Annotated in this window: 24 protein-coding genes and 5 tRNA genes; 19 read left to right on the top strand and 10 right to left on the bottom strand. The window is 71.2% G+C overall.

The window, feature by feature from the left end; genetic code table 11:
- Positions 1-16: 16 nt before the first annotated feature.
- Positions 17-394 carry a hypothetical protein gene (locus AB0D14_RS28325; RefSeq protein WP_362784520.1) on the bottom strand — a complete coding sequence of 126 codons (378 nt, stop codon included), beginning with the start codon at positions 392-394 and terminating at the stop codon, positions 17-19.
- Positions 395-488: 94 nt separating this feature from the next.
- Positions 489-848 carry a hypothetical protein gene (locus AB0D14_RS28320; RefSeq protein ID WP_362784406.1) on the bottom strand — a complete coding sequence of 120 codons (360 nt, stop codon included), beginning with the start codon at positions 846-848 and terminating at the stop codon, positions 489-491.
- A 69-nt stretch (positions 849-917) separates the two neighbouring features.
- Here AB0D14_RS28320 and AB0D14_RS28315 point away from each other — a divergent pair, with 69 nt between their 5' ends.
- From AB0D14_RS28315 to AB0D14_RS28270, 10 genes are all read left to right on the top strand, one after another.
- On the top strand, positions 918-1,574 hold the full coding sequence (locus AB0D14_RS28315; RefSeq protein ID WP_362784404.1) for an HAD family hydrolase: 657 nt from the start codon (positions 918-920) through the stop codon (positions 1,572-1,574).
- A 331-nt stretch (positions 1,575-1,905) separates the two neighbouring features.
- Positions 1,906-3,006 carry an ATP-binding cassette domain-containing protein gene (locus AB0D14_RS28310; protein WP_362784518.1) on the top strand — a complete coding sequence of 367 codons (1,101 nt, stop codon included), beginning with the start codon at positions 1,906-1,908 and terminating at the stop codon, positions 3,004-3,006.
- On the top strand, positions 3,003-3,806 hold the full coding sequence (locus tag AB0D14_RS28305; protein ID WP_362784401.1) for a methionine ABC transporter permease: 804 nt from the start codon (positions 3,003-3,005) through the stop codon (positions 3,804-3,806). The genes AB0D14_RS28310 and AB0D14_RS28305 overlap by 4 nt, the downstream gene beginning before the upstream one ends.
- A gap of 142 nt (positions 3,807-3,948) precedes the next feature.
- Positions 3,949-4,776: a MetQ/NlpA family ABC transporter substrate-binding protein gene (locus AB0D14_RS28300; RefSeq protein ID WP_362784399.1), complete on the top strand. Its 828-nt coding sequence runs from the start codon at positions 3,949-3,951 to the stop codon at positions 4,774-4,776.
- Positions 4,777-4,820: 44 nt separating this feature from the next.
- Complete coding sequence (locus tag AB0D14_RS28295) at positions 4,821-5,654, top strand: MetQ/NlpA family ABC transporter substrate-binding protein (RefSeq protein ID WP_362784397.1); 834 nt, start codon at positions 4,821-4,823, stop codon at positions 5,652-5,654.
- Between the two features lie 132 nt (positions 5,655-5,786).
- Positions 5,787-6,425: a GNAT family N-acetyltransferase gene (locus AB0D14_RS28290; RefSeq protein ID WP_362784396.1), complete on the top strand. Its 639-nt coding sequence runs from the start codon at positions 5,787-5,789 to the stop codon at positions 6,423-6,425.
- A 130-nt stretch (positions 6,426-6,555) separates the two neighbouring features.
- Positions 6,556-7,773 (top strand): precorrin-6y C5,15-methyltransferase (decarboxylating) subunit CbiE, encoded by a 1,218-nt coding sequence (gene cbiE, locus AB0D14_RS28285; RefSeq protein WP_362784393.1) that lies wholly within the window; start codon positions 6,556-6,558, stop codon positions 7,771-7,773.
- A gap of 397 nt (positions 7,774-8,170) precedes the next feature.
- Positions 8,171-12,037, top strand: a complete 3,867-nt coding sequence (gene cobT / locus AB0D14_RS28280) for a nicotinate-nucleotide--dimethylbenzimidazole phosphoribosyltransferase (protein WP_362784392.1) — start codon at positions 8,171-8,173, stop codon at positions 12,035-12,037.
- Between the two features lie 224 nt (positions 12,038-12,261).
- A complete protein-coding gene (cobA, locus tag AB0D14_RS28275) occupies positions 12,262-13,506 on the top strand; it encodes a uroporphyrinogen-III C-methyltransferase (protein WP_362784389.1) in 1,245 nt (414 codons plus the stop codon).
- Positions 13,507-13,570: 64 nt separating this feature from the next.
- Positions 13,571-14,389 (top strand): RNA methyltransferase, encoded by an 819-nt coding sequence (locus tag AB0D14_RS28270; protein ID WP_362784387.1) that lies wholly within the window; start codon positions 13,571-13,573, stop codon positions 14,387-14,389.
- A 52-nt stretch (positions 14,390-14,441) separates the two neighbouring features.
- Here AB0D14_RS28270 and AB0D14_RS28265 read toward each other — a convergent pair whose 3' ends face one another.
- Positions 14,442-15,764 carry a protein kinase gene (locus AB0D14_RS28265; RefSeq protein WP_362784514.1) on the bottom strand — a complete coding sequence of 441 codons (1,323 nt, stop codon included), beginning with the start codon at positions 15,762-15,764 and terminating at the stop codon, positions 14,442-14,444.
- Positions 15,765-15,960: 196 nt separating this feature from the next.
- On the opposite strand from AB0D14_RS28265, the gene AB0D14_RS28260 reads away from it, so the two are divergent.
- From AB0D14_RS28260 to AB0D14_RS28245, 4 genes are all read left to right on the top strand, one after another.
- Entirely contained in the window at positions 15,961-16,227 is a 267-nt protein-coding gene (locus tag AB0D14_RS28260) for a hypothetical protein (RefSeq protein ID WP_055511046.1), read from the top strand.
- 210 nt (positions 16,228-16,437) lie between these two features.
- Complete coding sequence (locus AB0D14_RS28255; RefSeq protein ID WP_362784384.1) at positions 16,438-16,647, top strand: hypothetical protein; 210 nt, start codon at positions 16,438-16,440, stop codon at positions 16,645-16,647.
- Between the two features lie 218 nt (positions 16,648-16,865).
- On the top strand, positions 16,866-17,813 hold the full coding sequence (locus tag AB0D14_RS28250) for an aminoglycoside phosphotransferase family protein (protein WP_362784382.1): 948 nt from the start codon (positions 16,866-16,868) through the stop codon (positions 17,811-17,813).
- A gap of 74 nt (positions 17,814-17,887) precedes the next feature.
- Positions 17,888-18,217, top strand: coding sequence for a zf-TFIIB domain-containing protein (locus AB0D14_RS28245; RefSeq protein ID WP_362784380.1), 330 nt, complete (start codon positions 17,888-17,890; stop codon positions 18,215-18,217).
- A 56-nt stretch (positions 18,218-18,273) separates the two neighbouring features.
- Here AB0D14_RS28245 and AB0D14_RS28240 read toward each other — a convergent pair.
- From AB0D14_RS28240 to AB0D14_RS28220, 5 genes are all read right to left on the bottom strand, one after another.
- Positions 18,274-18,348 (bottom strand) — tRNA-Val (locus tag AB0D14_RS28240).
- A 62-nt stretch (positions 18,349-18,410) separates the two neighbouring features.
- Positions 18,411-18,482 (bottom strand) — tRNA-Val (locus AB0D14_RS28235).
- 41 nt (positions 18,483-18,523) lie between these two features.
- A tRNA-Val gene (locus tag AB0D14_RS28230) sits at positions 18,524-18,595 on the bottom strand.
- Position 18,596: 1 nt separating this feature from the next.
- Positions 18,597-18,670: transfer RNA gene (locus AB0D14_RS28225), tRNA-Cys, on the bottom strand.
- A 37-nt stretch (positions 18,671-18,707) separates the two neighbouring features.
- Positions 18,708-18,780, bottom strand: a tRNA-Gly gene (locus AB0D14_RS28220).
- Between the two features lie 156 nt (positions 18,781-18,936).
- Here AB0D14_RS28220 and AB0D14_RS28215 point away from each other — a divergent pair.
- From AB0D14_RS28215 to AB0D14_RS28205, 3 genes are all read left to right on the top strand, one after another.
- Positions 18,937-20,052 (top strand): chorismate-binding protein, encoded by a 1,116-nt coding sequence (locus AB0D14_RS28215; RefSeq protein WP_362784377.1) that lies wholly within the window; start codon positions 18,937-18,939, stop codon positions 20,050-20,052.
- Between the two features lie 11 nt (positions 20,053-20,063).
- Positions 20,064-20,885 carry an aminodeoxychorismate lyase gene (locus AB0D14_RS28210; protein WP_362784374.1) on the top strand — a complete coding sequence of 274 codons (822 nt, stop codon included), beginning with the start codon at positions 20,064-20,066 and terminating at the stop codon, positions 20,883-20,885.
- Between the two features lie 87 nt (positions 20,886-20,972).
- The gene (locus AB0D14_RS28205) at positions 20,973-21,800 is read left to right on the top strand and encodes a GNAT family N-acetyltransferase (protein WP_362784512.1); all 828 of its coding nucleotides are present in this window, start codon (positions 20,973-20,975) and stop codon (positions 21,798-21,800) included.
- Positions 21,801-21,929: 129 nt separating this feature from the next.
- Here the strand turns inward: AB0D14_RS28205 and AB0D14_RS28200 are convergent, their stop codons facing one another.
- Positions 21,930-22,454 (bottom strand): DsbA family protein, encoded by a 525-nt coding sequence (locus AB0D14_RS28200; protein ID WP_362784372.1) that lies wholly within the window; start codon positions 22,452-22,454, stop codon positions 21,930-21,932.
- A gap of 277 nt (positions 22,455-22,731) precedes the next feature.
- On the opposite strand from AB0D14_RS28200, the gene AB0D14_RS28195 reads away from it, so the two are divergent.
- Positions 22,732-23,181 (top strand): hypothetical protein, encoded by a 450-nt coding sequence (locus AB0D14_RS28195; protein WP_362784370.1) that lies wholly within the window; start codon positions 22,732-22,734, stop codon positions 23,179-23,181.
- 257 nt (positions 23,182-23,438) lie between these two features.
- A complete protein-coding gene (locus tag AB0D14_RS28190) occupies positions 23,439-23,591 on the top strand; it encodes a hypothetical protein (protein ID WP_167459210.1) in 153 nt (50 codons plus the stop codon).
- Positions 23,592-23,632: 41 nt separating this feature from the next.
- Here AB0D14_RS28190 and AB0D14_RS28185 read toward each other — a convergent pair whose 3' ends face one another.
- A complete protein-coding gene (locus tag AB0D14_RS28185) occupies positions 23,633-24,190 on the bottom strand; it encodes a CGNR zinc finger domain-containing protein (RefSeq protein WP_362784367.1) in 558 nt (185 codons plus the stop codon).
- Positions 24,191-24,381: the final 191 nt, after the last annotated feature.

The raw sequence follows: 24,381 nt of genomic DNA, 5'->3' as shown, positions 1-24,381 counted from the left end.
ACGGTTCCCCGGGCCGTTACGGGGCGCTCTGCTGCGGGGTGCGTGAGCCGCGCAGCCAGAACATCGCCGTGATCGGCAGCAGGACCGGGATGAACAGGTACCCCATGCCGTAGTCCGACCAGACCGTGGCGTCGGGGAAGGCGGAGGGGTCGGCCAGGGTCCAGGTGCCCACGATCAGGACGCCCGCGAGTTCGGCGGCGCAGCACACCAGCGCCGCCCTGCGGGCCCTCTCGCCGCCCCGGACGAGCGAGTAGGTGATGAAGCCGTACACGAGCCCGGCCACCGCCGACAGCGAGTAGGCGAGCGGCGCCTTGTCGAACTCCGTCGCGATCTGCACGGCTGACCGCGACACGGCGCCGACGACCATCACGCCGTACAGCCAGACCAGCAGCATGCCCGGACCGCCGATGAGCCGTGTCCGTCCGGGTTTCCCGAATTGCCCGGGATCCCCGGGTTCCCCGGGCTTCTCCCCGGCGGGCACCGCCATCTCAGCCTCCCCAGATGTCGTAGAGCCGTACCTGCAGCACGGCGAGCACCACGCCGCCCGACGCGACCGTGATCGAACCCCAGCGGGTGCGCTCCGCCAGCGACATGAAGCCCGCCGCCGGAACGCAGGCGAAGGCGCCGACGAGATAGGACACGAAGATCGTCGTGCCCTGCTCCGGCTTCTCGCCGCGGGCCAGCTGGACGATGCCGACCACGAGCTGGACGAGGGCGAGCAGCGTCACCACGGCCATACCGATGAAGTGCCAGTCCTTGGTCGGCTGGTCCCGGTAGGCGGCCCAACCGCACCAGGCGGCGAGCAAGAGCGCGGCGACGGCCGTCGCGACCGTCAGGGCATCAAGCATGCCGTGACCCTATTACGGGCCAAAAGGCCCGATGCGCTCGCCCCCGGGGTGCCCCGTAGGGTCGGGAGCATGAAGATCCAAGCCGATGCCCTGCTGTTCGACAACGACGGAACGCTCGTCTCGTCCCTTGAGTCGGTGTACCGGTGCTGGAGCAGGTGGGCCGCGGAGTACGGGATCACCGCCGAAGAGTTCGCCCGGGTCGAACTGCACGGCCGGCCGGCCGCCGAGATAGCCGCCGACCTGCTGCCGGCCGCCAGGGTCCCCGAAGCCGTCGTACGTATCGAGCAGCTGGAGGTGGAGGACGTCGCGGGCGGCGTTCACCTGCTGCCGGGGACGAGGGCGCTCCTCGACTCCCTGCCCGCCGACCGCTGGGCCGTCGTCACCTCCGCCACGCGACGCCTCGCCGAGGCCCGCCTCGGTGAGGTGGGCATCCGCCCCAAGAACCTGATCGCCGCCGACGACATCACGCGCGGCAAGCCCGACCCCGAGCCGTTCCTGCTCGCGGCCCGGCAGCTCGGTGTGGATCCGGCCCGCTGTGTCGTCTTCGAGGACGCTCCCGCTGGTCTGCAGGCGGGCCGCGCGGCCGGCATGATCACCGTGGCATTGACCACAACCCATCGGGCCGCCGAATTGGCCGGGCCGACCGCGGACGTCGTGGTCGAGGACCTCTCGGCCGTATCCGCGCTGGTCACAGGCGGGGGAGTGGAGATCTCCGTCAGGGACTGATCAGGGACCGAACGGTGTCCACCGCTGTCCGTCATGCGGACAGCGGTTCCCGGTCCCGCCGGTACGTCTGCTTTACTTTCCTCATGACCACGACGAGCAGCCGCATCCCTGCGACCGAGGCGACCATGACGCCCGGTGCTCGCTGTATGTGTCGAATGTGCGCCTTCTAGAGGGCCCCCGCATCACCCCCGGTCTCGCGCCCCGAAGCGAGTTCGCTCATGTCTGCCCGTACGCCCTTTTCGTACGCGACTGAGCCTGCCCCGCGCACGCAGGTCTGCCGGAGCCCGGCCTTCATCGCCACCGCGTGAACGACCGTGCCGCGTTCGACCGAATGCACCCGTGCCCGGCGCACACCCACGCCCTGCACTCGACAGTGACGGAAACCCCAGTGATCACGACAACAGGCCTCACGAAGGTCTACCGCCCCCGCGGCCGTGAGGTCACCGCCCTGGACGGCGTCGATCTGCACGTCCGCGAGGGCGAGGTGTACGGCGTCATCGGACAGTCCGGCGCCGGCAAGTCCTCCCTCATCCGCTGCGTCAACCTCCTGGAGCGCCCCACCGCCGGCACCGTGACCGTCGCCGGACAGGACCTCACGGCCCTCGCCGGGCGCGGCCCGCGCGCGGGCCGGGAGCTGCGGAAGGCGCGCAGTAACATCGGCATGATCTTCCAGCACTTCAACCTGCTGTCCTCGCGGACGGTCCAGGAGAACGTGGAGCTCCCGCTGGAGATCCTCGGAAAGTCGGGGAAGGAACGTTCCCGCAAGGCGCTGGAACTGCTCGACCTGGTCGGTCTCACCGACAAGGCCAAGGCCTACCCGGCCCAGCTCTCCGGCGGCCAGAAGCAGCGCGTCGGCATCGCCCGCGCCCTGGCGGGGGACCCGAAGGTGCTTCTCTCCGACGAGGCGACCAGCGCCCTGGACCCCGAGACGACCCGCTCCATCCTCCATCTCCTGCGCGACCTGAACCGCCAGCTGGGGCTGACCGTCCTGCTCATCACGCACGAGATGGACGTCGTCAAGACGGTCTGCGACTCGGCCGCGCTCATGGAGAACGGGCGGATCGTCGAGTCCGGCACCGTCACCGAGTTGCTCGCCACCCCCGGCTCCGAGCTGGCCGCCGCGCTCTTCCCGGTGAGCGGCGAAGCCTCCGCCGACGACCGCACCGTCGTCGACGTCACCTTCCACGGCGACGCCGCGACCCGGCCGGTCATCTCGCAGCTCTCGCGCACGTACAACATCGACATCTCGATCCTCGGCGCCGCGATGGACACCGTCGCGGGCCGGCAGGTCGGCCGCATGCGCATCGAACTGCCCGGACGGTACGAGGAGAACGTCGTGCCGATCGGCTTCCTGCGCGAGCAGGGCCTGCAGATCGAACTCGTCGGAGCAGCGGCGCAGGCGTCCGTGCTGGCGAAGGAAGGTGCCAAGTGACCTGGTCCGAGATACAGCCCCTGCTGGAGCAGGCGTGTTGGGACACCCTCTACATGGTCGGCTGGTCGACGCTCATCGCCGTCGTCGGCGGTCTGCCGCTGGGCATCCTGCTGGTCCTCACGGACCGGGGCGGCCTGCTGCAGAACACCGTGCTGAACAAGGTCATCGGGCAGGTCGTGAACATCGCCCGCTCGATGCCCTTCATCATCCTGATGGTCGCGCTGATGGGCTTCACCCGGTCGATCACGGGCACCACCATCGGCCGGGAGGCCGCCATCGTGCCGCTCGCGATCGGCGCGATCCCGTTCTTCGCGCGCCTGGTCGAGACGGCCGTCCGCGAAGTGGACGGCGGGCTCGTCGAGGCCGTGCAGTCGATGGGCGGCAACACCTGGACCGTCGTCCGCAGGGTGCTCGTCCCCGAGTCGCTCCCGTCGCTGATCTCCAGCACCACGACGACGATCGTCGCCCTCATCGGCTACTCCGCGATGGCCGGCACCGTCGGCGCGGGCGGTCTCGGCGACATCGCCATCCGTTACGGCTACCAGCGCTTCGAGACCGAACTGATGTGGATCACCGTGGGCATCCTCGCCGTGGTCATCTCCCTCATCCAGCTCGTCGGCGACTACGCCGCGCGGGGGCTGCACCGGCGCGGCGGCCGGTCGGGGGCCGCGCCGCGGCTCAGGCTGCTGAAGAGCAGGGCCCCGGCGAACTCGGCTTCCCAGGCCTCCGACGGCACCGGCCCCGCGGAGGCGGACACCTCCGCCGAAGCGCCGGCGGCCGACGTCGGCAAGGTCGCCTGAAGCCCCGTACGCCCGTACGCCATAGCCCGTACCCCATACCCCCGTACCCCCGTACGCCCTTCGGGAGCGTCCCCGCCTCCACAGCAGAAGTCCCCGCACGCCCTCCGCGGGGTCACCCAGCTCATCAGGAAAGGCACTTTTCGTGCGTAACACCACCAAGATCACCACTGCTGTCCTCGCTGTCGGAGCCCTCACCCTGGGCCTCACGGCCTGCGGCTCGGAGAAGGGCGCCGGCTCCGACACGGGCGGGCCGCTGATCGTCGCCGCCAGCCCCGTTCCGCACGCCGAGATCCTCACCTATGTGAAGGACAACCTGGCGAAGGATGCGGGACTCGACCTGCAGGTCAAGGAGTTCACGGACTACGTCCTGCCGAACACCGCGACCGAGGACGGCTCCGTCGGCGCCAACTACTTCCAGAACCAGCCGTACCTCGACGACTTCAACAAGAAGAACGGTACCCACATCGTGCCCGTCGTCACGGTGCACCTGGAGCCGCTCGGCCTCTACTCCAGCAAGATCAAGAAGGCCGACGAGCTGAAGAGCGGTGCGACGGTCGCCGTCCCGAACGACACGGTCAACGAGGCGCGGGCGCTCAAGCTTCTCGACGCCAACGGGATCATCACGCTGAAGGACGGCGCGGGCAACGACGCGACCCCCAAGGACATCGCGAAGAACCCGAAGAACCTCAAGTTCAAGGAGCTGGAGGCGGCCCAGACCCCGCGCTCCCTGGGCGACGTCGACGCCGCGGTGATCAACGGCAACTACGCCATCGAGTCCGACCTCAAGCCCTCCGACGACGCGCTCGTCCTGGAGTCCGCCAAGGACAACCCCTACGGCAACTTCCTCGCCGTCAAGGAGGGCAGCGAGGACGACCCGCGCGTCAAGAAGCTCGCCAAGCTCCTGACCTCCGACAAGGTCAAGAAGTTCATCGAGGACAAGTACGACGGCGCCGTCGTCGCTTCGTTCTGACCTCGCCGCTCCGACCGCACCGAACACCCAGAGGAAGACCGACGATGCGCAAGCCTGTCACCTCCGCGGCGGCCGCCGCACTGGCCCTCGGCCTCGCCCTGACCGCCTGCGGTTCACCGGACCAGGGCTCCGGCGGCGGAGGTGACGACGGCGCCCTGGTCGTCGGCGCCACCGCCGTCCCGGCCGGCGAGGTCCTCTCGTACATCAAGAAGAACCTCGCCGCGAAGAACGGACTCGACCTGGAGATCCAGGAGTTCACGGACTACGTCCTGCCGAACACCGCTCTCCAGGAGGGCTCGCTCGACGCGAACCTGTACCAGAACGAGCCGTTCCTCGACGACTTCAACAAGTCCAAGGGCACCGACCTGGTCCCGGTCGTGGACGCGTACCTCCCGCCCATGGGCGTGTACTCGAAGAAGGTCCAGGGCGTCGCCGGACTCCCCGACGGAGCCACGGTCGCGGTGCCGGGCGACATCACCAACGAGGGCCGTGCGCTCAAGCTCCTGGCCTCCGAGGGCGTCATCACGCTCAAGGAGGGCGCCGGGACGACCGCGTCCCCCGCGGACATCACGAAGAACCCGAAGAACCTCAAGTTCAAGGAACTCGAACCGGCCCAGCTGCCGCGTTCCCTGGACGACGTGGCCGCCGCGGTGATCAACAACAACTACGCCCAGGACGCGGGCCTCAGCCCGGCCGACGACGCCATCCTGCTGGAATCCACGAAGAACAACCCGTACGCGAACCTCCTCGCCGTGAAGAAGGGCAATGAGGACGACCCCCGGGTCGAGAAGCTGGCCAAGCTCCTGACCTCCGACAAGGTCAAGAAGTTCATCGAGGACAAGTACAAGGGATCGGTGCTCCCCGTCAGCTCCGGCTGACGCCGGTCCCACCGCATCACGGTGTCGACGAGTCGACAAGGATCCGGCCCCGTGGTGCGGTTCGGTACCCACATGCTGCATGCTGGGCAGTTCAGCAGGCCCGACTGGTTCCTGATGGTTACGGAGCGGCGCATGACGAACACCTTTCCCGACATCTCCCTGAACACGGAGCGGTTGGTGCTGCGCCCTCTGGAGGACGAGGACATTCCTGCCTTCACGGAAATGATGAACGACGAGCAGGTCGCGGCCTGGACGTCCGTGCCGCAGCCGTTCACCGAGGCCACCGCCCGCGCCTGGGTCGACGAGTACGCACCCTCGACGCGCACCTCGGGCCGCGGACTCGACCTCGCCGTCATAGAGTTCCTCACCCAGCGTCTGGTCGGCATCATCCAGCTGGGCAGTACGGATTGGCATGTCCGCTCCACGGAGCTCTCTTACACCATCGCCCCCTGGGCACGTGGTGAGGGCTATGCGTCCGAGGCGTCGCTCGCCACCGCCCAATGGCTCTTCAACGACCAGAAGTTCGAGCGTCTCGAACTGCGCACCGCGGCGGACAACACCGCCTCCCAGCAGGTCGCACAGAAGATCGGCTGCATCAGCGAGGGCGTCCTGAGGGGGGCCTGTATAGCGCGCACCCGCACGGAGGAAGGGCGCTGGGAGGACCTGCGCACCGACTTCATCGTGTGGGGCCTGCTTCCCGAGGACATCGAGGGCATCGCCGAGCAGCTCGCCGACACCGGTGGTTTCACCTCGTACTCCGACTGGAACTGAACCGAAAGAGGGCCACGGCCCTCGCCCGCACCCCTGGACGTCACGAGGTAGGCTCACGGGGCTCCGCACGCCTGCCTGGCGGCCGTACACCCACCCGACGACCTGCGAAGACTCCAGGAGACTGACAACGATGGCCGACCGGGTCACGGTGATCGGCTGGGACGGCTCGCCGTTGACCGACGCGGCGCGCTCGGCTCTCGGCGCCGCCACGCTCGTGGCAGGCGCGGGACATCACCTGGCCCTCCCCGAGGTGCCCCCGGCCGCCGAGCGCATCCGGCTCGGCAGCGTCGCCCTCGCGGCCCGTCGCGTCGCCGCCCACCGCGGCACGGCCGTCGTTCTCGCCGACGGCGACCCCGGCTTCTTCGGAGTCGTACGCACCCTGCGCGCCCCCGAGTTCGGCCTGGAGGTCGAAGTCGTCCCCGCGGTCTCCTCCGTGGCCGCGGCCTTCGCCCGTGCCGGGATGCCTTGGGACGACGCGCAGGTGGTCGTCGCACACAGGCGTACCCTGCGACGCGCGGTGAATGTGTGCCGGGCCCACACCAAGGTCGCCGTCCTCACCTCACCCGGCGCCGGCCCCGCGGAACTCGGTCTGCTCCTCGAAGGTGTCCACCGCACCTTCGTCATCTGCGAGGAACTCGGCACCGAGCGCGAGCGGGTCACGGTCCTCACCTCCGACAAGGTCGCCGACCACACCTGGCGCGACCCGAACGTCGTCATCGTCCTGGGCGGCCCGGTCACGTCCTCCGAGGGCGGCGGCTGGACAGCCGGACGCGACCCGGGCACCGGCCCACGCGGCTGGGCGCTGCGCGACGACGTGTACGGCGGCGAACTGGGCGAGGGCGAGACCGAGCTGCTGCGCGCCGCGCAACTGGCCCGTCTGGGGCCGCGGACCGGCGACCTCGTCTGGGACATCGGCTCCGGCAGCGGTGCCTTCGCCACGGAGGCGGCGCGCTGCGGCGCCGCCGTCATCGCCGTCGACCGTGACCCCGACGCCTGCGCCCGCACCATGGCCACCGCCCGCCGGTTCGGCGTCCAGCTCCAGATCTCGCACGGCCTCGCGCCGCACATTCTCGAAGACCTCCCCGAACCGGACGTCGTGCGCGTCGGGGGCGGCGGCGCCGCGGTGGTCTCCGCCGTCGCCGACCGGCGCCCCGAGCGGATCGTCACGCACGCCGCGACCCGCGATGCCGCCGAACTCATCGGCAGGGACCTGACGGAGCACGGCTACCACGTCGGGTGCGCTCTCCTGCAGTCCGTCGAACTGGACACCCGCGCTTGGACGGAGAAGGAGCGGAGTGTCGTCTTCCTGCTCTCCGGAGAGCTGCGGCAGCGCGAAGCGCCCCGCTGAGAGCCTGTGGCCGAGGCGTGACGCGACGGCGGGCGCGTCACCGTTCGATCGCGCCCTGTGATCCTGTTGTCGTACCGCGCGCGGTAGGCTGGCCGATCGTTGTACTGCAATCGGGTTGTCCGGTATTTCGCCGGTCGATATCCGCGAAACTCACCCATTTTGGGGTGCGTGTGGTACGGCAGAACCGGAGGACGCGCAACGTGGCGCAGTCCACAGCGGACCGTGACGGATCACCCTGTCGCGGTGGCGGGCCGACCGCGACAATGCCAGTTAATGGCTTTGTCGACCGGTCGTTCGTGCCGCCCGGCCCGTGTGCTCGTTCTCATGACGGGCGGTCGGTGTGCCGCTCCGGACGAGCAGGTCGTTGGAGCACTAAACCGATGGGCGAGGGGTACGCATGACCGACACCGGCCAGGTCCCGGGCGAGGGACTGCCGGAGAACGCAGGCATGGTGGAGCAGCCGGGCGTTTCCGCCCCCGGTGCGTACACCTACCTCTCCGAGCCCACCGCCGAGGACGAAGACCTGTTGCTGCTGCCGGGCGCCCAGGGTGCGTGGGGCAACGAAGTGGCCCCGCCTGCCCCGGCCCCGGTCGTCGAGGCGGTCCACGAGCCCGGTCCGCACGAGACGTCCGGCCGCGACAGCGGTTCGGTCGACCTCAGTGCCGTCCGGATGTCGTCGTCCGCGCCGCAGCCGCCCGTCGCCCGTCGCCCGCTGCACCTCGGCCCGCCGACCCCGGACGGCACCGGCAGCCCGGTGCGTTCGCTCGCCGACCGCGGTCCGGCGGGAGTGTCGGCCACCCCGATCCCCGTACGGCAGGTCGGCCCGCCCACCTCCGGTCCCGAGTACCTCGATGTGCCGCGTGACGAGATCGCGCTGCAGGGAGCCGCGCCCTGGGGGGCCCAGGTCCAGGTCGCGCCACCGGTGGCACAGGTCGGTTCCGAGGGCATGCCTGCAGAAACGGTCTTCCCGGAGGGTGCGGAGGGCCACCCGGGCGACCCAGGGGACCCAGGGGACCCGGTGGGCGCCGAGTCCGAGCCGGTCGCGCAGGTGCCCGACGCGGGGGACGGATCGTTCGCCGAAGGCGTGGGCGCCCCCGCCCCGCAGGATCCGGCCGAGGCGCCGATGGCGGAGCAGCCGGGCGGGATTCCGCAGCCGCAGGACGCGCCGGGCGCCGGCCAACTTCCCGATGCCGCGCAGGTGCAGGTTCCCGACGCCGCGCAGGCTGAGGCTGTCGTGGACCCGGCTGAGTCGGTGGAGCCGGCCGGGCAGGTTCCGGAGAGCGGGCAGGCCCCGGAGGACGCGTACGTTCCTCCGCAGCCGGACGCGGTTCGGTCCCCTGAGCAGCCGACCGAGATCGCCGCGGCCGCGGAGGCCGTTCAAGTACCGCAGGCAGCCCCGCAAGCTGTACCGGAAGCCGTACCGCAAGCCGTCCTGGTGCAGGACTACGCGCACGCCCCTCAGCTCGCCGACGGTTCGTTGTTCCCGCAGGCCCCGGAGGGCGGTCAGGGTCCCGAATTCGCTCAGACCGTCCCGGAGTTCGCGCACGTTTCGCAGTCCACGCCCTTCCCGGCCGCACCCGCCGCCGCCCATTTCGCCCACCCGTCGGACGAGTCAGGGCAGCAGGCGCCCGAGACACACCAGGTCCCCCAGGCCGATGACGCCTCGCAGCCCGGACACCCGGCGCCGGAACCACAGCCCGCGTTCGCGGCGGAGCCGCAGGTCCCGGACGCGGCCGGCGCGTTCGCCGAGCCCGGATGGCACGCAGGTGGCCAGGAGCCGCAGCCGCAGCCGCAGCCGCAGGCGGATCCTGAGCCGGTGGAAGCAGACCCCGTCGTCGCGGAGGCCCCCCAGGTCCACGAGGCAGTCGAGGCACCGCTGTCCGAAGAGTCCGCCGATCTCGCAGAATCCGTCGGTCCCGCAGAATCCGTCGGTCCCGCGGAGGTCTCCGTCCAGAGCGCCGCGGACCCCGACACGTCCCAGGTGGCACCGGCAGAAACCGCCGTGCCCGCCGAGGCGCCCGCGGCACAGGTCGACCACACCCCCGGGGCCGGGGACGAGTCCCACGGCGAGGCGGCTCCGCTCCAGGACGTGCCGCTCCAGGGCGTGTCCCCGGAGACGGAGCAGCCCGTCGGCCAGTTCGTCCCGGCCGAGGGCCTGGTGCCGACCGCCCCGCAGCCGGCTCCCACCCCGCCCAACGGCATGACCGTGCCGCCCCTCCCCGAGGAACGGACCGAGCAGGCCGCCGACCAGACGGCCGGCCAGGCCGCGGTGCCCGTCCAGCGGCCCGCGCCCGGTCCCACGCCCGATCCGGCGCCCGGCATCGAGGACGAGGAGGAGCCCCTGCTCGTGCTGCCCGCCCCCAGGGAGCCCGAGCAGGTACTCGGGGCCGGGACGACCCCCGTACCGGAGGCTCCTGCCGAGGACGACAACTCGGAGCCCGTAGCCGCACAGCAGGCGGAGGACCTCGACACCCGGGCCGCCGACCAGGAAGAGAGCACGGCCGCCGTGGCGCAGACACGAGAGTCCACCGGCCCGGCCGCGCCCGGCTACAACGACGCCGAGCGTGAGGCCGTCCTGCGCGTGATGCGCGAGCGCCGCGACATCCGCAACGGCTTCCGCAGCGACCCCATCCCGCACGATGTGCTGCTGCGCGTCCTGGAGGCGGCCCACACGGCGCCGTCCGTCGGCCACTCCCAGCCCTGGGACTTCGTCGTCATCCGCTCGGCGGAGACCCGGCGCACGATGCACGAACTGGCCGCGCGCCAGCGCGAGGCGTACGCCAAGTCGCTGCCCAAGGGACGCGCGAAGCAGTTCAAGGAACTGAAGATCGAGGCCATCCTCGACACCCCGGTGAACATCGTCGTCACCGCAGACTCGACCCGGGGCGGCCGGCACACGCTGGGCCGTCACACCCAGCCGCAGATGGCCCCGTACTCCTCCGCGCTGGCCGTCGAGAACCTGTGGCTCGCGGCCCGCGCCGAGGGCCTGGGCGTGGGCTGGGTCAGCTTCTTCGACGAGCGGGAGATGGTCCGCGGCCTCGGTTTGCCCGAGCATCTCGACGTCGTCGCCTACCTCTGCGTCGGATACGTCGACGAGTTCCCGGAGGAGCCCGAGCTGATGCAGGCGGGCTGGTCCAAGCGCCGCCCACTGTCCTGGGTCGTCCACGAGGAGACGTACGGCCGTCGCGCCCTGCCCGGCGAGGAGCCGCACGACCTGCTCGCGGAGACCATCACCAACATCCGCCCGCTGGACGCCAAGGCGCTCGGCGAAGCGTGGGAGCGCCAGAAACGCATGACCAAGCCGGCCGGGGCCCTCGGCATGCTGGAGATCATCTCCGCACAGCTCTCCGGCCTGTCCCGGATGTGCCCGCCGCCGATCCCGGAACCGGCCGCCGTCGCGATCTTCGCGGGCGACCACGGCGTACACGCCCAGGGCGTCACCCCGTGGCCGCAGGAGGTCACGGGCCAGATGGTGGCCAACATCCTCGGCGGTGGCGCGGTCTGCAACGCCTTCGCCAACCAGGTCGGCGCCGAGGTCTGCGTCGTCGACGTGGGCGTGGCCTCCGACCTGCCCGCGACCCCCGGCCTGCTGCCCCGCAAGGTCCGGGCGGGCACCGCCGACATGACGACCGGTCCCGCGCTGACCCGCGAGGAGGTCAGGGCGGCCATCGACGTGGGCATCGAGACCGCCCGCGACCTGGTGGCGGCCGGGAACAAGGCCCTGATCACGGGCGAGATGGGCATCGCCAACACCACCGCGTCGGCCGCCCTGATCTCCGTCTACACGGGCAGCGACCCCTCCGAGGTCACCGGCCGCGGCACCGGCATCAACGACGAGACCCTGGCCCGCAAGACCGAGGTGGTACGCCGTGCCCTGGAACTCCACCAGCCGGACCCGGCCGACCCGATCGGCGTCCTGGCGGCCATCGGCGGCCTGGAGCACGCCGCGATGGTGGGCCTCCTCCTCGGCGGCGCCTCCCTGCGTACGCCGGTGATCCTGGACGGCGTCAGCGCCGGCGCCGCCGCACTGGTGGCCCGCGCGATCGCCCCCGAGGTCCTCGCGGCCTGCATCGCCGGCCACCGCAGCGCCGAGCCCGGCCATGTGGCCGCACTGAACAAGCTGGGTCTGCGGCCCCTGGTCGACCTCGACCTCCGGCTGGGCGAGGGCACGGGCGCCCTCCTGGCCCTCCCGGTGGTCCAGAGCGCGGCAAGGGCGATGCACGAGGTGGCGACGTTCGACTCGGCCGGGGTGACCGAGAAGTAGACGCGACGACGGACCCGCACCTGCGGGGGCCCGGGGCGCAGCCGCAGTTTCAGGATGGGGCGGGCGGGGGGAAAGAAACCCCACCCACCCCATCCGCCCATCACCCCGCACCTTAAAATCCGCACGTCAGGGCCGCTCCGACGCAGCAGCGCGCCCACCTCCCCCATTCTCGACTTCGCTCGAACAGGGGACCCCCACCCCCCCGCATGAGGAGCCGCACCTCCATGGCCGAAAACCCCGCCTACCCCGTAGGCCTCCGCCTCTTTGGCCGCCGCGTAGTGGTCCTCGGCGGCGGCCAGGTCGCCCAGCGTCGTCTCCCGGCCCTCATCGCGGCGGGCGCGGACATCCACCTGGTGTCCCCGGCCGCGACCCCCTCGGTCGAGGCCATGGTGGACGCGGGCGAGCTGACCTGGACCAGGCGCCCGTACGAACCGGGCGACCTCGCGGAGGCGTGGTACGTCCTGATCGCCACCCCCGACCCGGCGGCGAACGCCGCGGCCTCCGCCGAGGCGGAGGCGCACCGTGTGTGGTGCGTCCGCTCGGACGACGCGGACGCCGCCACGGCCTGGACCCCGGCGACGGGCCACAGCGAGGGCGTCACGGTGGCCGTCCTGACCACGAACGCCAAGGGCCGCGACCCCCGCCACACCGCGGCCGTCCGGGACGCGGTGGTCGAGGGGCTCCGCGACGGCACCCTGGTGGCACCCCACCACCGCACCCGCACGCCCGGTGTCGCCCTGGTCGGCGGCGGCCCGGGCGACCCGGACCTGATCACGGTCCGTGGCCGACGTCTCCTCGCCGAGGCGGACGTCGTCATCGCCGACCGCCTCGGCCCTCGCGACCTGCTCGCCGAACTCCCGCCCCATGTCGAGGTGATCGACGCGGCGAAGATCCCGTACGGACGGTTCATGGCCCAGGAGGCCATCAACAACGCGCTCATCGAGCACGCCCAGCAGGGCAAGTCGGTGGTCCGTCTCAAGGGCGGCGACCCCTTCGTCTTCGGGCGCGGGATGGAAGAGGCCCAGGCGCTGGCCGAGGCGGGCATCTCCTGCACGGTCGTCCCGGGCATCTCCAGCTCGATCTCGGTCCCGGGAGCGGCGGGCATCCCGGTCACGCACCGCGGAGTCGCGCACGAGTTCACCGTCGTCAGCGGCCATGTCGCCCCCGACGACGAACGCTCCCTGGTGGACTGGGCGGCGCTGGCCAAGCTCCGCGGCACCCTGGTCGTCCTGATGGGCGTGGACAAGATCGGCGCCATCGCCCGTACGCTCATGGACAACGGCAAGGCGGCCGGTACTCCCGTGGCACTCGTCCAGGAGGGCACGACCGCGGCGCAGCGCCGCGTCGACGCGACCCTCGCGACGGTCGCCGAGACGGTCCGTGCCGAGGAGGTGCGGCCCCCGGCGGTCATCGTCATCGGGGAGGTCGTGACCGTGGGAACGGACGGCTCGTTCGAGACTTCTGAGTAACCCCGGGTAACCCAACCCGTTCCCAGCCGTTGGCACCGCACCCAGGACAAGGCAGTATCACCCTGTGGCCGATCTCATCACCGTTGAGGACCCAGCCGACCCCTGCCTGCGCGACTACACAGGCCTGACCGACGTGGAGCTGCGCCGCAAGCGCGAACCGGCCGAGGGCCTGTTCATCGCCGAGGGCGAGAAGGTCATCAGACGGGCCAAGGACGCAGGGTACGAGATGCGCTCCATGCTGCTGTCCGCCAAGTGGGTCGATGTCATGCGTGACGTCATCGACGAACTCCCGGCCCCGGTGTACGCGGTCAGCCCGGACCTCGCCGAACAGGTCACCGGATACCACGTGCACCGCGGCGCGCTCGCCTCCATGCAGCGCAAACCGCTGCCGACCCCCGGCGACCTGCTGCGGACGGCCCGCCGGGTCGTCGTCATGGAGTCGGTCAACGACCACACCAACATCGGCGCGATCTTCCGCTCCGCGGCGGCCCTCGGCATGGACGCGGTGCTGCTCTCCCCGGACTGCGCGGACCCCTTGTACCGGCGGTCGGTGAAGGTCTCCATGGGCGCGGTCTTCGCGGTCCCGTACGCGCGACTGGACTCCTGGCCCAGGAGTCTCGAGTCCGTCCGGGAGGCGGGCTTCGGTCTCCTCGCGCTCACCCCGGACGAGAAGGCCAAGACCCTCGACGAGGTGGCCCCGCACCGGATGGAACGGGTCGCCCTGATGCTCGGCGCAGAGGGCGACGGCCTGTCCACCCAGGCGCTCGTGGCCGCCGACGAATGGGTCCGCATCCCGATGGCCCACGGCGTCGACTCGCTCAATGTGGGCGCGGCCGCGGCGGTCGCGTTCTACGCGGTGGCGACGGGCCGGCCCGGGTCCTGAGAACCCGCTCCAGGGGTCTACTCGCTGCGGGGCGGGGCTACTCGTTACGGGGCTACTCGTAACGCGCGGATGTGCGCGAGCCGTTCAGCGGCTCGCGGTCCGGCTGTAGGCGCTGCTGCCCCTGCCCCTGTTCCTGCTCGCGTACGCGGTTGCCGTCCAGGCCGCGGGCCGGTCCCTGGCAGCCCTGCGCCGCCGCGATGGCCAGCGCCACCAGCAGCGTCACCACGACGAACACGAAGAGCCGCTGCCTCAGCAGCCGCGGATTGGCGGGCCGCCGCCCGGTTCCGGTGGTCCGCGGGCCCGGGCGTCCCGTCCCGCTGCGCGGGGGGCCGGTCCGGCCGCCGGATCCGGAGCGCGTCGACCTGCCCCGCGAGGGGGCCGGGCGGGCCCCGGACCGTGACGGCGACGAGGTGCCGTTGCCGCGCGGCGGGGGAGTGCCCTGCGTACGCCGTTGGGTGCGCTGCTCCGGGTAACCGTCGGCGATGCGCCCGGTCGGCCGGTCGGCCTCCGGCGCACGGGGAGCGGGCGGCCGGGCGTCGCCGGGTCCCTGCGCCTCCCGCGCCGCGATCTCCTTGAGCCGCAACGACAACTGCAGCGTGCTGGGCCGCTCCTCGGGATCCTTCGCCAGACAGGCGCGCACGAGAGGGGCCAGCGAGTCCGGCACACCGCGCAGCTGCGGTTCCTCGTGCACCACTCGGTAGAGCATCACTTCGGAACTGCCGTGCCCGAAGGGCGAGTCCTGCGTCGCGGCGTACGCCAGCGTGGCGCCGAGCGCGAACACGTCCGTGGCCGGCGTGACGGCGGCGCCCCGCACCTGCTCGGGCGCCAGGAAGCCGGGCGAGCCCACCGCCGTGCCGACGTGCGTGAGCGTACTCGCGCCCGTCGACCAGGCGATGCCGAAGTCGATGATGCGCGGTCCCTTGGGGGACAGCAGGATGTTCGACGGCTTGAGGTCACGGTGGACGACCCCGGCCTCGTGCACGGCGACGAGCCCTTCGGAGAGGGCGGCCCCGACGGCAGCGACCTCGGACGCGAAGAGCGGGCCCTCCTCGGTGACCTTGTCGTGCAGCGACGGCCCGGGAACGTACTGCGTCGCGAACCAGGGCCGTTCGGCCTCCAGATCCGCGGCGACGAGCCGCGCGGTGCACCCGCCCCTGATCCTCCGTGCCGCCGACACCTCGCGGGCGAAGCGCGACCGGAACTCCTGGTCCTCCGCGAGGTCGGGCCGGATCACCTTCAACGCGACCCGCTGCCCACGTCTGTCGGAGCCCAGATAGACGACACCCATCCCGCCCGCGCCGAGCCGTCGGTGAAGCCTGAACGAGCCGACGACACGCGGGTCCTCGCGCCTCAGGCGCATCATCGCCATGTCCATCCCCGCTGCCCGGTCCGTTTGACGAGCCACAGCTTACGTTTCCGCGGCCGGGAGCGCGCAGAGGCCGCGCCCTCACGGCCCGACCGATTGTCAGTGCCGGGTGGGAAACTTGAAAGGTGGTCAGGGGACGGGGGACTCGACCGGCGCTGAGCTGCGCTGATTCCCAACCATCCATGACAGAAGGGGGATTGGACCCGTGAAGGGTGATCGCGTGGAGATAGTGGTCGACGCGGGAGACACGACCCGTACGTACGAGGTGGTGGCCAGTCGTGCGGGTCGCAGGGTGGAGACGGCGGTCCGCAGAGGGGTGGTCGAAGTGAGCGAAGTCACCCGAAGTGGATCAGTTGTTCGCACGGCCCGCTTCATGGCCACCAGGGTGCTCGCCCTGGTCGAACAACCGGTCCCGAGGGAGGACAGCTCGGAACAGACCGGACGCCCCCTCCGGGAAACCCCTGAGACCTAGGACCGCTTCTCCACCCAGGGGAGTACTCCGCAGGTCACCGCTCATCCTCCGGGAGGCCCGGTAATAGGTACGAGGGCATGACGACCCACACGCGCCTCCCGCCTAGATTTGTTGTCAAGCGGCGGGTGGCAGCACTCGTCCCCCGAGGTCAGACACCCGCCGCTGCCAGAGAACCAGAAGCTTTTCCACCGAACGGTCAGGAGAGGGACCATGGCTGACACGGCATCGCGGACCATGATCCGCACGCAAGGACGCAAGGCGTACACCGCCGCGTTCGGTTCCAGCCGGTCCGGCCAACGCCACCCCCTGGTGGCGACGGCCATGGTCCTTCCTCTGGCCACCCTGCTCGTAGTCGTCTTCGGCGGCTGGGAAGCAGTGGTCACACAGGCGTCGTCCGTGGGCGTGATGCTGGGGCGCTGAGCGGCGCCCCAGGCCCGGAAGAGCGGTCCGGGCGGGGACATCCGGCCATGAAACCCCGTGGGGACGGGGGTGCGGCGGACGGCAAAAATGCGGGCGCAGCTGGGGAGCTGCGCCCGCATTGCTTTGTGTGCGTACGCTCCCGGTGACCCTCCGGCGCAGGATCCGGAGGAGACGTGTGCCCGGCCGGGGCGCAGACACGGACTCCGAGGGGGACCCGAGTGACCGCAGACGTACTGCCCGCGCTCAGTGCGAGGGTGCGGGCCGTCGCCCATCCGGCGGCGGAGGCCTGCGTCTGCGGTACGGACACCTCCGTGCTCGCCGACCGGCCCGACGGGACCGTCGTCCGGCACGGCGGCACGGTGGCGAAGGCCCACGCCGCCGACACCGACCCCACGGACCTCGCGGCGCGGCTGGCTGTCGCCGTACATCCCGGGCTCGCCGGTATCCTCCTGCCGCCGCTCAGTCCCGGCGCGGCCGATCTGGACGGCCGACCGGTCACCTACTGGCCCTGCGGCACCCCCGTGGACCGTGACGACCCCGATGCCGCTCCCTGGGAGGAGGCCGCGACCCTCCTCGCGCGGCTCCACCGGACGCCGCACTCGGCACTCCCGCCCGGTCTGCCGCCCATGCGCGGCCCGGCGAAGGCGGCCCGCGCCATCGCCCGTCTCCGGGCGGCCGGCCCCCACCCGGCGGCCTCCGCGGTCCTGCGCGCCTGGGCCGTCCTCCCGGCCTGGGCGCGGGACGAGGTCCCGATGCCGGACACGCGGACCCTGTGCCACGGTGATCTCCACCTGGGCCAACTGGTGCGGGCGGGGAGCGGCGACTGGCTGCTCATCGACATCGACGACCTGGGAGGGGGCGACCCCGCCTGGGACCTGGCCCGCCCCGCGGCCTGGTTCGCCTGTGGCCTCCTCCCTCCCGACGAGTGGGCCCGCTTCCTCACCGCGTACCGGAGGGCCGGGGGCCCGGCCGTCCCCGCGGACGGTGACCCCTGGCCGGCTCTCGATGTGACGGCCCGCGCCCTCACCGCGCAGACCGCGGCCCTGGCGATCGCCAAGTCGGTCGCGGGCGAGCGCCCGTTGGACGAGGCCGAGACGTCCGTGATCGACGCATGTGACCGAATGGCCGCGCACCCGCCCGAGTTGGCGGGAGGATTGGCGACGTAGGGTGCAACCGACCGAAGCCGGGCGGAGTCTGTCCTGGTGGAAGCAGTACCGACCGGCGAGGAGTTGAGCCGAGCATGCAGTGTCCGAAGTGCCATGCGCCGATGCAGACGTACAACCGCAATGGTGTCCAGATCGAGCAGTGCAGCGGCTGCCGCGGGATTTTTCTCGACTACGGCGAGCTGGAGTCGCTGACCCGCATGGAGGGCCAGTGGTCGCAGCCCGGCCCGCCGCCGCCCCCGGGCGCCCAGCAGGCCTACCCGTCCGCCCCGCAGGCCTACCCGTCCGCCCCCGCCCCCGCCTGGGGCGCTCCGCAGCACGGCGGGCACGGCGGTCATGGTGGGCACGGCGGTCACTACGGCCACCAGCGTCAGAAGAGCTTCGGCCACATGCTCTTCTCCTCCTGACCGGCCCCGAGGAACGACGAAGCCCCCGACCGTACGAGACGGCCGGGGGCTTCGGCTGGTGCGCGATACTGGGATTGAACCAGTGACCTCTTCCGTGTCAGGGAAGCGCTCTCCCGCTGAGCTAATCGCGCGGGTGGGACCTGTGGGACCTGCTGGTGGTGCGTACCTCGTGAAGCTGGTGACGCGTACTGCGTGCGCGATACTGGGATTGAACCAGTGACCTCTTCCGTGTCAGGGAAGCGCTCTCCCGCTGAGCTAATCGCGCGGGAACAGGATCTCGCCGGACGTCCCTACCGGCAGATCCAGTGGACGATACTGGGATTGAACCAGTGACCTCTTCCGTGTCAGGGAAGCGCTCTCCCGCTGAGCTAATCGTCCTTGGAGGTGGAGACGGGATTTGAACCCGTGTAGACGGCTTTGCAGGCCGTTGCCTCGCCTCTCGGCCACTCCACCAGGAGTGCGGGGGTCGGGAAGATCCCCACTTCCTGCGAGCGGACGACCAGGTTCGAACTGGCGACCTCAACCTTGGCAAGGTTGCGCTCTACCAACTGAGCTACGTCCGCTTGTCGTTTCCGGTCCGCTCTCGCGCCCCGGTGACGTGTTGAACTCTAGCGGATACCGGGGCCAGCACAAAAACACGTTTGCGCAGCGTGCTGCACTACGCCCGCTCCAGGACACGGTCGGGGCACCCGCAGGTCACCCACCATAGACTCACAGCCGTGCAGGACCTTCCAGCTCTCGCCCGCTTCGGCGGCCTTGTCGCGACCGGCCTTCTCGATGTCACCAGCGATCCCGCGGCCCTGGACTCCAGTGGCTTCTGGGCCGTGAGTGCCGACTTCGAGGGGCGAGTGGTCTGTGCCCGTTTCGCGGACGTGCGACGCGAGAGCGTTCCCGCGCCGGTGCCGGGGGAGTGGCGGGGGCCCACGGCCGACGACTGGACGTCGTCGCTCGACCGCGCCGCATACCTGGCGGGTGTGCGCCGCATCCGTGAGCACATCGCGGCCGGCGAGGTGTACCAGGCGAACCTCTGCCGGATCCTGACCGCGCCTGTCGCGCCGGACGCCGACGTGGACGCGTTGACCGCCCTGCTGGCGCGCGGCAACCCGGCCCCGTATGCCGGAACGATTCGCCTGCCTGGCCACGGGGTGGAGACAGCCACCGCTTCCCCGGAACTCTTCCTGCGCCGTGGCGGGCGTGTTGTCGAGTCGGGTCCGATCAAGGGCACGGGGCGGACCGAGGCGGACCTGCTCGACAAGGATTACGCCGAGAACGTGATGATCGTCGACCTGGTGCGCAACGACCTGGGCCGGGTGTGCGCCACCGGCTCCGTGACCGTGCCCGACCTGTGCGTCGTCGAGAAGCACCCCGGGCTCGTCCATCTTGTCTCCACCGTCCGCGGCGAACTGGGCGAGGACGTGGGCTGGCCGGAGCTGCTGAGCGCGACCTTCCCGCCCGGATCCGTCACCGGCGCCCCCAAGTCCAGCGCGCTGCGGATCATCGCGGCCCTGGAGACGGCGCCGCGGGGACCGTACTGCGGCGGCATCGGCTGGGTCGACGCCGACCGCGGCACCGGGGAGCTGGCCGTCGGTATCCGCACGTTCTGGATCGACCGGACCGAGGGCGTGCTGTGCTTCGGCTCCGGCGCGGGCATCACCTGGGGCTCGGATCCCCTGCGGGAGTGGGAGGAGACCGAGCTGAAGGCCGCCAGGCTGCTCGCTGTAGCGTCGGGGGAGCACCCAGGGGCGTACGACACGGGAGGGGGAACGCCTGTGGACGGCCCCGGGGGCCCCGGCCGGAAAAGCACGTCGGGTCGGGAACCCGGCACGTTCTCGTGAGGTGAGGTTCAGTGAAGATCTGGCTTGACGGCGGGCTGCAGGACAGCGAGTCGGCCCGTGTCTCCGTCTTCGATCACGGGCTGACCGTGGGCGACGGCGTTTTCGAGACCGTGAAGGCGGTCGACCGCCGTCCGTTCGCGCTCACCCGCCACCTCGACCGGCTGGCGCGCTCGGCAAGGGGTCTCGGACTGCCCGAGCCCGACCGCGACGAGGTGCGCGGGGCGTGCGCGGCCGTCCTGGACGCCAACCCGATGCCGCTCGGCCGCCTGCGGATCACGTACACCGGAGGTCACGGGCCGCTCGGCTCGGACCGCGGGGAGCACGGACCGACCCTGGTCGTGGCCCTGGGGGAGTCGGGCCGCCGCCCCGACTCCACCGCCGTGATCACCGTGCCCTGGACCCGCAACGAGCGCGGCGCGCTGACGGGCCTCAAGACGACGTCGTACGCCGAGAACGTCGTCGCCCTCGCCCGCGCGCGCGAACACGGCGGGTCCGAGGCGCTGTTCGCGAACACGGTCGGGCAGCTCTGCGAGGGCACGGGCTCCAACGTCTTCGTCGTCCTCGACGGCGAGATCCACACCCCGCCCGTCGCCTCCGGGTGCCTCGCGGGCATCACGCGCGCCCTCACCGTCGAGTGGACGGGCGCCAAGGAGACCGACCTCCCGCTGGACGTCCTGGCGCGGGCCGAGGAGGTCTTCCTGACCTCGACGCTGCGCGATGTGCAGGCCGTGCACCGGATCGACGGCCGTGAACTGCCCGGCGCGCCGGGCCCGGTGACCGCGAAGGCCATGCGGATCTTCGACGAGCGGGCGGCCGACGACCTCGACCCCTGAGGCGATGGCCTGCCGGGCTCGTCGGGCCCGACGAGCCCGTCGGTTGAAATTGGATGGCGCGAGGCCGTCCGGATGGGTACAACACCCCTGATGACCACCACTCTGCGGCCGACCGAGCCGCTTCAGCGCGCCGCCGACGGGGCGCTGTCACGCCACTACACGGTGTGCGTGAACAGCCGTCCCGTGGGCGCGATACACCTGGCCACCCACCCCGCCTTCGGGGCGTCCGTCGCCCAGATCCGTGATCTGGGCATCGAGGAGCCGGACCGGGGGCGTGGCCGGGGCACCGTGGCCGCGCTCGCCGCGGAGGAGGTGGCGCGCGGCTGGGGTTGCAGGCGGATCGAGGTGTCGGTACCCGCCGACGCGGCGCGGGCCCTGCGGCTGGCGACCGCCCTCGGGTACGTGGTGCGCAACAGTGCCATGGAGAAGCGGCTCGGCGACAGCCCGCCCGAACTGCCCGCCGGCAGCCGGGGGCGGCCCATGACGGAGGCCGAGTACGGGGCCTGGGCGGAGCGGGCCCAGGAGGAGTACGCCCAGGACTGGATCACCCGGGGAGTGCCCGAGGCCGAGGCCGTTGCCAAGGTCCGACGGGACCAGGCCACTTCGCTGCCCGACGGACTGGCCAGCGAGGGCATGGACTTCAGCGTCCTGGAACACGAGGGGGCTCCGGTGGGCATCCTGTGGCTGAAATCCGGCGACGGCTGGACGTTCGTCTACGACGTCGAGGCCGACGAGAGACACCGGGGCCGGGGGCACGGCCGTTCACTGATGCTCCTTGCGGAGTCGCGGGCGGTCGCCGCCGGGCACACCGGTGTCCGCCTCAACGTATTCGCCGGCAACACACCGGCCGAGCGGCTCTACGAGTCACTCGGCTACGAGACGACCGCGTACCACTTCTACAAAGGCCTGCTGTAAGGATCTGCTGTACGGGCCTGCTGTACGGGCTTGCTGTACGGGCTTGCTGTACAAGCTTGCTGTACGGGCCCGTTGGACGGACTCTGCCCTGTTGTGAGGACCTGCCGCAGGGGCTCAGGCCCGTAACCGTCAGGCCTCCGGCTCGGCCAGCAGCCGGTCCACGATCTTCTCGACGCGCTCGCGCAGCCCTTCCTGGCTCTTGCCGCCGTCGAGGAGCTCACCGTCGACGACGTACGTCGGGGTGCCGGTCACGCCGATGGCCTTGCCCTCGGCCTGGTCGGCGTCGACGATCAGGATGTGCCGGCCGTCGATGAGGGCCGTGTCGAACTCCTCGGCGTCCAGACCGAGCTCCCGGGCCACCTCGACGAGGAGCGCTTCCCCCTCACGGTCCAGCTCCGCCACGCGCTCCAGCACCGCCTCGACGTACGGCCAGGCCCTGCCCTGTTCCGCTGCCTCCTCGGCGGCCTGCGCCGCCGCGAACGCGTGCTTGTGCTTCTCCAGCGGGAAGTGCCGCAGCCGCAGCTCCAGCCGGTCGCCGTAGCGGGCCCGCAGCGCGCGCAGGTCGTCGAGGGCACTGCGGCAGTCCGGGCACTGGAGCTCGCACCAGATGTCCAGGACGGGGACGGCGGGGCGGGCGGAGGAGGAGTCGCTCATGGGGCCAGTCTCCCAGCCGGGGCAGGTGTGACCCAACCGGGACCTCGGGCGGATCGGGCCCGAGAGGTTCGGATCGGTTCGGATCGGTTCCGTTTGGGTCTGACCGGTTCCGATGGGGGCCTCGGGACGGCTCGGTTCGACCGGCACCTCAGGAGGACCCGACCCGGAGATGTCCCTGAGGTCTCCCCGGACCATGGCATACCGGGCATGCGACGGTGCAGGATGGAAGGGACGAAGTGCCCCTGCCCGACCTCGCCCGCCCTGCCTGGAGGACCGGATGATTGCCGAGACCGTCTGTTCCGCCGTCGCCGCGGCAGGCCTGGGCATCGCCGCGGTCACCGCGTACCGCAAGCGTTTCCTCGCGGCGGCCCGCTTTGCCGCCTACTCGTTGGTCCCGCTGGGGCTGGTGATGACCGGGGTCGTCGGGTGGGCGGCCGATACCGCCTTCAGTCCGACGGCCTGGGCCGGCTTCGGCGTGCTCGGGGCGGCCTGGCTGCTGTTCATGACCGCGCGAGCCGTGGAGCGGCGTACCGGCGGGACCCGCAAGGAGCGAAAGGCGGCCCGGGCCGCGCAGCGCGAGGCGGTGGCGCCGGCCGCCTCGGCGCCCTCGCTGGGCCCGGGGGCGGCCTCACGCCCGGCGGCCCGCCCCGCGGCCAAGCCCCGCAAGGCCGAGTCGGCGGAGGACTTCAGCGACATCGAGGCCATCCTGAAGAAGCACGGAATATGAAGAAACCGCAGGAACCGCAGGAGCGGTAGGAACCGCAGGAACCGCAAGAACGGCAGGACCACAGGAAGCCTGGAAACCGCAGTACGTGACGGCTTTCTGTGTTCACCCAGGCGGGCCGGGGTGAACACACGACCGGTCGCGGCGGACGCCCGTATCCCAGATCGTGGAACGCCGTGTCACGGATTTCGGCTAACTCCCCCACAAGTCTGGCGTGTTGATCGCGTCGGGAGTCCCGGCTGCGTCATCATCGCCGCGAGATGCTGGACACAACCCAGAGCGACACCGCAGCTCCTTCCGAGGAGCGGCGGGGTTGTCTCTTCGCGCTTTCTCAGCCACCGCTGATGATCTTCCTTGCGGTGATCGGCTGTCTGCTGCTCATGGCTTCGCTGCACGATCTGCTGCTGCTCTGAGCCGTACGCGGAGTCCCTGGCGTCACCCGCTGAGGACTCCGTCAGCCCGCCGCTTCCTTGCGCCGTGCCCGGTAGGCGGCCACATGCAGGCGGTTTCCGCAGGTGCGACTGTCGCAGTAGCGACGGGAGCGGTTGCGGGAGAGGTCGACGAAGGCGCGTCGGCAGTCCGGTGCCTCACAGCGGCGCAGCCGCTCCTCTTCCCCCGCCACCACGAAGAAGGCCAGCGCCATGCCGCAGTCCGCGGCGAGGTGGTCGGCGACGGACGCGCCAGGCGCGAAGTAGTGCACGTGCCAGTCGTAACCGTCGTGGTTCGTGAGACGGGGCGTGGTGCCCGCGGCAGCGACCAGCTCGTTGATCAGCATCGCGGCGGACCGGGGGTCGGGAGCCGCGAAGACGGCGGCGAAGCGTCCTCGGATCCTGCGCACCCCCGACAGATCCAGCTCGGACAGGGCTCCGACATCGCTCATGTCGTGCTTTCGTACGAAATCGAGCAGCGCCGCAAGGTTCGCGAGTCCGTCCGTGGTGTCGTCCTCCGGTGCGGTGTTCACCAGATCGACCACGGTGTCTAGGGCGCACCGGGTGTCGTGGGTGATCAGCACGTTTCGCTCCCTGGCCTGGGGGTCGGGCGGACGCCCGTCGATGCTGGCCGATGCTAGCGGCTCTCCGGCGTGCGGGACCGAAGCTGTCCCCGTAGCTGTCCGTGCGGAGCGGGTGCGGAGGTGCCTGGAGCGTGGACCGTGCCGCGGGGCGCACGCACGGGCGCCGTCTTCGCGTGGTCACGTGAAGACGG

The organism is Streptomyces sp. NPDC048484 (assembly GCF_040651415.1).
GTDB lineage: Bacteria > Actinomycetota > Actinomycetes > Streptomycetales > Streptomycetaceae > Streptomyces.
This window is presented reverse-complemented; position numbering and strand designations above follow the sequence as displayed.